The organism is Streptomyces sp. NPDC006265, from assembly GCF_040613555.1.
Lineage (GTDB): Bacteria > Actinomycetota > Actinomycetes > Streptomycetales > Streptomycetaceae > Streptomyces.
This window is the reverse complement of record NZ_JBEXSH010000489.1, coordinates 1-6,761: the sequence shown is the minus strand read 5'-3', so window position 1 is coordinate 6,761 and position 6,761 is coordinate 1. Positions and strand designations below refer to the sequence as shown.

Genomic DNA, 6,761 nt, shown 5'->3' with positions numbered 1-6,761 from the left:
TTCCCCTCCCCCCCCCTCTTCCCACCTCCCGCCTTCCCGCGCTGGGGCTGGGCCGCCGGCGCTGCTGGCACGCCCAGGGGCGTGCCAGCAGCGGGACAGCTCACTTCTTCTTGTTCCAGTTGTCCCAGGTCGGGCGGTTGTCGAAGGGAGCCGGGTTCTTCGCCCAGTTGTCCCACGTGGGCCGGTTGTCCCACGCTCCTTCAACGATCACCGGGGGCGGGGCGTCGTGCGTGGCTATCAACTCCATCACGACGGGGGTGTCGGATGTGGCGAGTCGGTCCAGGATCTTCATGCAACAGCCTCCTTGGTTGCGAGCGTGGACAGGGCCGTGACCAGGGCCTGCCGGGAGACCCGGCAGTAGTTGGTCTCGGTGGTCGTGAGGTCGCCGTTCTCGAAGTAGCGGTTGGCGGCCTGGGCGCCGCGGCAGAAGTCGAAGAACTCGCATTCGGCCTGGCAGCGGTCCAGGCCGGTGAGAAAGTCGCGTACGTAGCGCAGCCGGTGAGCATCACGGAGGATCTCGGGCAGGCGGCGGTCGCGGATGTTGCCGGCCACGAAGTCGCCGTACTCGGGCGCCGCCGTGTCCGCGAGTTCCGGGGAGAGCAGGACCACGTCGCCTTTCCAGGAGACGGTGGGGATCGGGTCGAGGCGGCGCCCGTCCCACTCAGTTCTCCGGCTGGAACGGATCAGCTTCAGGTACTCGGCGAGCCGTTCGACTTCCCGGACCGCCGGGGCGCCAGGATGCTCGCGGGCCCAGGTGAGAGTGCGGCGCCAGAACTCCTCGGCCTGGACCGCGGTGGGCGGCTGCCGGTCGGTATTGACCCCTTCGATCTCCTCGATGTTGAAGCCCACCGAATGGCCACCCAGCGAGGTCACGAACTCCAGCAGCTCCTCCGGCATCGCGATGCCCAGGGTGCCGACCACCGAGATGACGGAGAACGGGATGCCGTGCTCGCGCAGCTGCGAGATGCCGCGCAGGATCCGGTCGAAGGCGGGCTTGCCGCGCAGGTCGACGCGCTCGGCGTTCAAGGCGGCCGGCCCGTCGATGCTCACCCCAACGCAGACGTCGTAGGTGGCCAGTAGGTCGCACCACGTCTCGGTGATCAGCGTCGCGTTGGTCTGCACATAGTGGTGGACTCGGCCCGCCCGCCGCAGGGCCTCGAACGGCGCGAGCAGGGCGGCGAACTTCTGCTGGCCCACGGCGAGCGGCTCCCCGCCGTGCCAGACGATGCCGATCGGATGGCCGCTGTCGTCGAACTGGGCCACCGCCTGCGCCAGGGCCTCGGCCACCTCCAGGGGCATCTGGTGCTTGAGCTTGCGAAACGGCAGGTAGCAGTACCGGCAGTCCAGATTGCACCAGGTCGTGGGCTGGACCACCACAGTCTGCGGGGCCGCGAACCGCTGCTGGTACCGGGCACGCCACGGGGACGGTCGAGAGCGCATCAGGGTCCTCTCCTCAGCGGACAGAGGGCAACGCCGGCCCGCGGTGGTGCCGCGGAGCGGGATGCGACCAGGATCCGATCCGCGATGGTGTCTACGTGATGACATCGCGCTGTCATTGCCGATGACATGTCATCGGCGCGGCAATGACATTGCTCTGAAGTAGCGACACCGACACGGGAGTTCGAGTGCTTCCCGGTGGGCTATCGTGGCCGGGTGCCCCGCTCGATTCTGATCCACGACGGCCAGACCGCCCGCGATATCGGTCTGGTGTACTGCTGCTCGGGCTACCTCGTCGAGCGTGGCAAAGTGCTGCTGGTGCACCACAACCGCTTCGACAAATGGGTTCCGCCGGGCGGTCATATCGAGCCTGGGGAGTCCTTCGCGGGCACGGCGGTGCGCGAGTTCAAGGAGGAGACGGGGCTGCTGGTGGAGGCGATCTCCAGCCAGCCGGCCATCCACCCGCCCGACCACAATGCCACTCCTGAGCCCGTGCCGTTCTATGTGGACATCGAGCGCGAAGGCTTTCCGACGCCGGCACTGGTCCAGTTCTTCTACGTCCAGCGGCAGCCGGGTGCCCGGGAACAGGCCGTGGAGGCGCAGATCGAAGAGGTCCACGGGGCCGCCTGGTTCGGGCTGGAGGACCTCGACACCCTCAAGACCTTCGACCAGGTCCGGTCCCTGGCGCGGTTCGCCCTGCTGAACTACCCGGTGGCCGGGGAGCGCGCGACGGCGTAGTCGGCGGCTTACCGCCCTGCGAGGCGATACCCGCTGGCCCCGTCCACCATGCTGGCCAGCAGTAGCCGGGTCGGGGCGCCGCCGAAGGCCGTGGAGACGGCGTGGTTGAGGCGCTGAACGTATTTGGGCACCGAGGACGGGGCGACGTAGAGCTTCGCCGCGATCCGCTCGGTCGACATCCCGGCCTCGGGGGCGTCGTACACGACCTTCAGCACGTCGAACAGGCGCTCCGACAGCTCACACGCCACGCTTCCTTCGCTGTCGCGTGCCCCGAGGAGGATGCTCCGGCCCGGACCGAGGGCGACATGGACGATGACCATCTCGGCCGACACCTCGCTCGCGTCCTCGGATGCGGTGTCAGCGAGGTTCATCCGGGCCAGCCGCTGCATCGCTTCCTCGTAGGCCGACACCGTGTAGTACGCGGCCCTGATGGTGGCGCGCTTGCCCGAGGCGCCCGGCTCGTTCCACAGTCCGGCCTCCGGGTCCCACAGGCCGTTCATCAACTTCCACGCCTTGGCGAGGCGGGGATCGCGCGGGCTCGCGCCGGCCCGGATGGCGGCCTGGGTGCACAGCGCGTACGCCATGTGCTCCCAGGCCGTGCCCTGCACGTCCTTGTCGTCCTCGACGAACTCCTCCCACCGGTGGTGGTTGTGCAGCAGCCATTGGCCGGCCTCGACGACCACGTCGGACAGCTGCTTCCGCTGCACCGGGCCGTGCACCCCGCCCGCCTCCCGCGGGACGTCCCGGTAGGCGGGCTCGCCGCCGGGCCCCGTTCCGGCACAGACGGCCGACAGCGCGAGTAGGCACAGCGCAGTCTTGCTCGGGCTCGGGTCGGTGTCGATGTAGGTACGCCACCCCCATGCCCCGCTTGGGCGCCGGTGGTAGAGAAGGCCGTGCACTCCGTGGTCGATCAGCGGTTCGACGCGCTCCAGCAGGCTGGTGGTCTCCACCCCGCCGGGTAAGAGGAGCCCGGGGCCGAAGTCGTTAAGGGCATCTCTGAGCTCGGCGAGCCGGTGCACCACCAGGGCGGTCTGGTGCAGCGAGGTGTCGTCGAGACCGAGGACTTCGGGCCAGCCATGGTCGACCTGGTGGTCCTCGAGCCAGCCGACGCACCAGGCCGCGGTCTCCGCGACGCCGTTGTGGTGGAAGAAGCGCGGGTGGGACAGCAGTCCGGCCAGGCCGAAGGCGATGAACCGGGTGTGCTCACCACGACCGCCTTTGGGCCGGGGCCGCGAGTGCTCCGGGATGGCGCCGGTGAGAAAGTCGAGCCCTTGGCGAACCGGCTGTCCGGCGATGCCGGCGGCCCGCAGAATCGGCAGGACCTCGCTGGTGTTGACGATCGACGAGACCGAGGTCAGGGTGAGGCCCCACCCGCCGTCGTACCCCTGGTTGTGCAGCAGGGTCCGGGCGGCCTCGCCCGCTCTGGTCTCGAACGCCGCGAGCCCCACGTGCGCACTCTTCATGATTCGCCTCCGCCACCGAACGCCCCGGACCGCCGGTCGGACCGTACCCAACTCTCCTATAGCCGACGCGCGTTCAGGGTCGAGAGACTACGGTGCAGGGGTACGCCGCGCGCCCCGGTGGATCTCAGCGGCTCTTTCTCGCCGAGGTCGAAGCCGCCGAGGAAGAGAACCAGCTCGCCCTGATCGTTGAGGCGTTCCGCGAGTTCGAGAACGGACGGATGCCCGCGGGACCGGGTGCGAGAAGCCTCATCGAGATGTTCGCCCACATCGACGCGGAACTACAGGAAGCCGCGCGCACGGCGCCGAAGGTCCTCGAGGATGACGCCCACCTGGAGTGCCTCCTGCGCAAGCAGGCCGCCTCCCTCCACATCGGCCCGGCGAACTTCTGTTGGTTCCGCGACCCGTCCAAAGCTCTGTGCCTGAAGCTGGCCGCCACCCCGGACGCGACGAAGCCCCTGATCGGCATGTGCGACTCCGCCCGTTGCCCGCAGGCCACCCATCACCCCTGCCACCGGCCCGTGTGGGCTCGGCAGGCCCACACCATCGAGGACTTCATCACCAATCGCCGCGTCGCGAAGGGCGAGCGCAAGCGACTCGAACCTGAGCGCGACCGTGCACTTCGCGTCGTCGCCGAGATCGACTCCGCTACCAGCGCGCACCTCGTGGGAGCAAACTGACATGGCCCGACTCACCGCCACCGACCGGAACCGCAATGAAGCCGCCGTCCGCGCCGCGATGGAACGGCTGCTGGGTGGAGACCTCCCGCCGGGCGGAAAGTGCGACCTCAAGACGATCGCCTCTCTTGCCGGGATCACCCGCACCGGCTTCTATCCGAAGAAGAACCGCGACGGCACCATCCGGCCCGCACCTACCAGCATCTGGCCGAGGAGTTCGAACGCCGACGCGCCGAGCTCCAAGAAGTCGGCAAGATCATTGACCCGCACGACGCACAGATCGAGCGGCTCAAGACAGAGGACGCCACCCTGAAGGCGCGGATCCTCGCCCGCGATCAACAGATCGAAGACCTCTCCGAGTTCAAGGCTCTGGGCATCTCTCGGCTCGCCGCCCAGCACGACGAGATCGAACGGCTGCGCCGACAGATCGCGGAAATCGGCCCTGTGCGGCAACTGCCGCGCAGCGCGAGCCGCAAGGCGCCGTACGGATCATCTAGTTGACGCAAGCCCGGCGTTGAAGGTCCTTTGGGATCCTCAACGCCGGGAGCGATCGGCTCCGGTTCTTCCGCCCCCGATAGCATCGGAAGGGGCACAGTGCAGGGCCACGCCAAGGCGCCGAGCTGGAGCGCCGGTAAGGAGTCGCATGGAGTTCCGTCCGGTCAAGCGCGCCAAAGGAGCGTTCCAGCGGTCGCTGGCACCCGAGGAGATCAAGGCGGTGTGCGACCGTGCCTTCGGTCCCGAGCCCCGCCTGCTGTCCGCCGTCGAGCTGGGCCTGGGCATGTACAACAGCACGTACAAGGTCGAGCTGGCCGGCAAGGACAGGCCGGTGATCCTGAGGGTGGCGCCGGAGCCGGGCAGCCAGTTCCGTTCCGAGCAGCAGTTGATGCGCAACGAATACGCCTCCGTGCCCTGGCTGGCGGTAATCGCGCCGCTGATGCCGCGGGTGATCGCGGTGGACTGGTCGCAGGAGGTGATCGGCCGGGACTGGATGATCCAGACGTACCTGGACGGCGTCCCGGCTCCGGAGCACCTGGGGACATACCCGCGTACCGTGTGGCCGACGTTCTTCCGGCAGCTGGGCGCCATCGCCCGCCGCGTGCACGACGTGCGGGGCCCGCACTTCGGGCTCGTCAACGGCCCGGGGTACGGGACGTGGAGCGAGGCGGTGATCACGTCGCTGGAGCAGATCGCCGCCGACCTGGACGACGCCGGCCTGGACGCGGCCGACGTGCGGGAGGTCGTCGCGGCGGGCGCGCACGACCGCGCCGTGCTGGACGAGGTCGCTGAGCCTAGGCTGCTGACTGGCGACCTGTGGACTGTCAACGCCCTGATGGACTCGGCAGCCCCCGAGCCGGAGGTAACGGGCGTCCTGGACTTCGATCGCTGCCTGTTCGGAGACCCGGCCGCTGACTGGACCATCCGCATGGCGACGGCCAAGGACGATGAGCGGACGGCGTTCTGGGAGCCCTACGGGGCGCTGGACCGCTCGCCCTCAGCGGTGTGGCGGGCGCGCGTCTACGAGGCACGGCACCTGGGCGCGATCCGACTCGAACGCTACCGGCTGGGCAAGAGGGACGCGGTCCGCGAGAGCTACGGTGCGATGGCCGAGGTGCTCGCCGGCCTGACCTGATCGGGGTTCTCTGGGGCTGGTTCGACGTGGATGCGGACCCGCCGCAGGAGCGCGTCGGCCCGCTCCTCGACCTTGGCGGCCTCTGCTCCGGTGACCACGAATGCCCCCAGCCGGTGGCCGTTGGCACCCGGCTCGTGGACGAGGCCGCCGATCGCTGCCCGCCAGCGGACGAACGGCACACCCGGCCCCGTCTTCGGGAACCCGTAGAGGGAGGCCAGCCGCCCGGCGCGCGGGCTGATCACGAACCGTACGGTCGCGTATCCGCGGGCGGCTGGGGCGAGCGCGGCAGGTCGGCCGAGGGCGACGTCGAGCAGCGCCGCCCACACGTCGATGTCCAGGGCGTGCTGGAGCAGGACCCCGATGTGTCCGGCGGCGAGGCGGGCGCCGATCTCGATGACCGTGCACCGCCCGTCCCCGCCGACGATGACCTCGGTGTGCGAGGCCCCGTGTCGGATCCCGGTTGCGCGGATGGCCGCCTCCACCTCCCCGTACACGGCCGCCTGGACGGCCGGAGGTAGGGAGACGGGCAGGCTGTGCCCCGTCTCGACTCTCTTCGCACCGCCGGTCACCTGTTTCCGGGTCACGGCAAGATGCGTCGTGGCGCCGTCCTGGGTGAGGGACTCGACGCTGTACTCCGCCCCGGCGGCGAACGCCTGGGCCAGGACGCCCGGGTCGCCGCCGCTTCCGTACATGCCGACCACCGCGCGGGCGACGTCGGTGGCCGCGGCTGCACCGGCCGGACCGCCAACCGCCCTCTCCTCCAACTGCGCCAGTTCTCGAGCCCTCTTCGGATACCGAGCCCTCTCCATGTCCTTCATG

The 6,761-nt window shown here is 69.5% G+C and carries 8 protein-coding genes; 4 read left to right on the top strand and 4 right to left on the bottom strand.

Features of this window, described 5'->3' with window-relative positions; all coding sequences use genetic code 11:
- Nucleotides 1–100: 100 nt before the first annotated feature.
- Together amcA and amcB are read right to left on the bottom strand one after the other, a co-directional pair.
- Complete coding sequence (gene amcA / locus ABZ281_RS31370; protein WP_356660954.1) at nucleotides 101–292, bottom strand: multiple cyclophane-containing RiPP AmcA; 192 nt, start codon at nucleotides 290–292, stop codon at nucleotides 101–103.
- Nucleotides 289–1,440: a cyclophane-forming radical SAM peptide maturase AmcB gene (amcB, locus tag ABZ281_RS31365; protein ID WP_356660952.1), complete on the bottom strand. Its 1,152-nt coding sequence runs from the start codon at nucleotides 1,438–1,440 to the stop codon at nucleotides 289–291. The genes amcA and amcB overlap by 4 nt, the downstream gene beginning before the upstream one ends.
- A 213-nt stretch (nucleotides 1,441–1,653) precedes the next feature.
- Here amcB and ABZ281_RS31360 point away from each other — a divergent pair, with 213 nt between their 5' ends.
- Nucleotides 1,654–2,175 (top strand): NUDIX domain-containing protein, encoded by a 522-nt coding sequence (locus ABZ281_RS31360; RefSeq protein WP_356660950.1) that lies wholly within the window; start codon nucleotides 1,654–1,656, stop codon nucleotides 2,173–2,175.
- A gap of 8 nt (nucleotides 2,176–2,183) precedes the next feature.
- Here the strand turns inward: ABZ281_RS31360 and ABZ281_RS31355 are convergent, their stop codons facing one another.
- On the bottom strand, nucleotides 2,184–3,638 hold the full coding sequence (locus ABZ281_RS31355; protein WP_356660948.1) for a hypothetical protein: 1,455 nt from the start codon (nucleotides 3,636–3,638) through the stop codon (nucleotides 2,184–2,186).
- A gap of 92 nt (nucleotides 3,639–3,730) precedes the next feature.
- On the opposite strand from ABZ281_RS31355, the gene ABZ281_RS31350 reads away from it, so the two are divergent.
- The 3 genes from ABZ281_RS31350 to ABZ281_RS31340 all read left to right on the top strand — a co-directional run bounded on the left by ABZ281_RS31350 (nucleotide 3,731) and on the right by ABZ281_RS31340 (nucleotide 5,942).
- Nucleotides 3,731–4,315 (top strand): hypothetical protein, encoded by a 585-nt coding sequence (locus tag ABZ281_RS31350; RefSeq protein ID WP_356660946.1) that lies wholly within the window; start codon nucleotides 3,731–3,733, stop codon nucleotides 4,313–4,315.
- 99 nt (nucleotides 4,316–4,414) lie between these two features.
- Nucleotides 4,415–4,813 (top strand): hypothetical protein, encoded by a 399-nt coding sequence (locus ABZ281_RS31345; RefSeq protein ID WP_356660944.1) that lies wholly within the window; start codon nucleotides 4,415–4,417, stop codon nucleotides 4,811–4,813.
- A 142-nt stretch (nucleotides 4,814–4,955) separates the two neighbouring features.
- The gene (locus tag ABZ281_RS31340; RefSeq protein WP_356660942.1) at nucleotides 4,956–5,942 is read left to right on the top strand and encodes an aminoglycoside phosphotransferase family protein; all 987 of its coding nucleotides are present in this window, start codon (nucleotides 4,956–4,958) and stop codon (nucleotides 5,940–5,942) included.
- On the opposite strand, the gene ABZ281_RS31335 is transcribed toward ABZ281_RS31340, so the two are convergent.
- Nucleotides 5,903–6,761 (bottom strand): ATP-grasp domain-containing protein (locus ABZ281_RS31335; protein WP_356660940.1); only part of this gene is annotated, 859 nt, incomplete at its 5' end. The genes ABZ281_RS31340 and ABZ281_RS31335 overlap by 40 nt on opposite strands.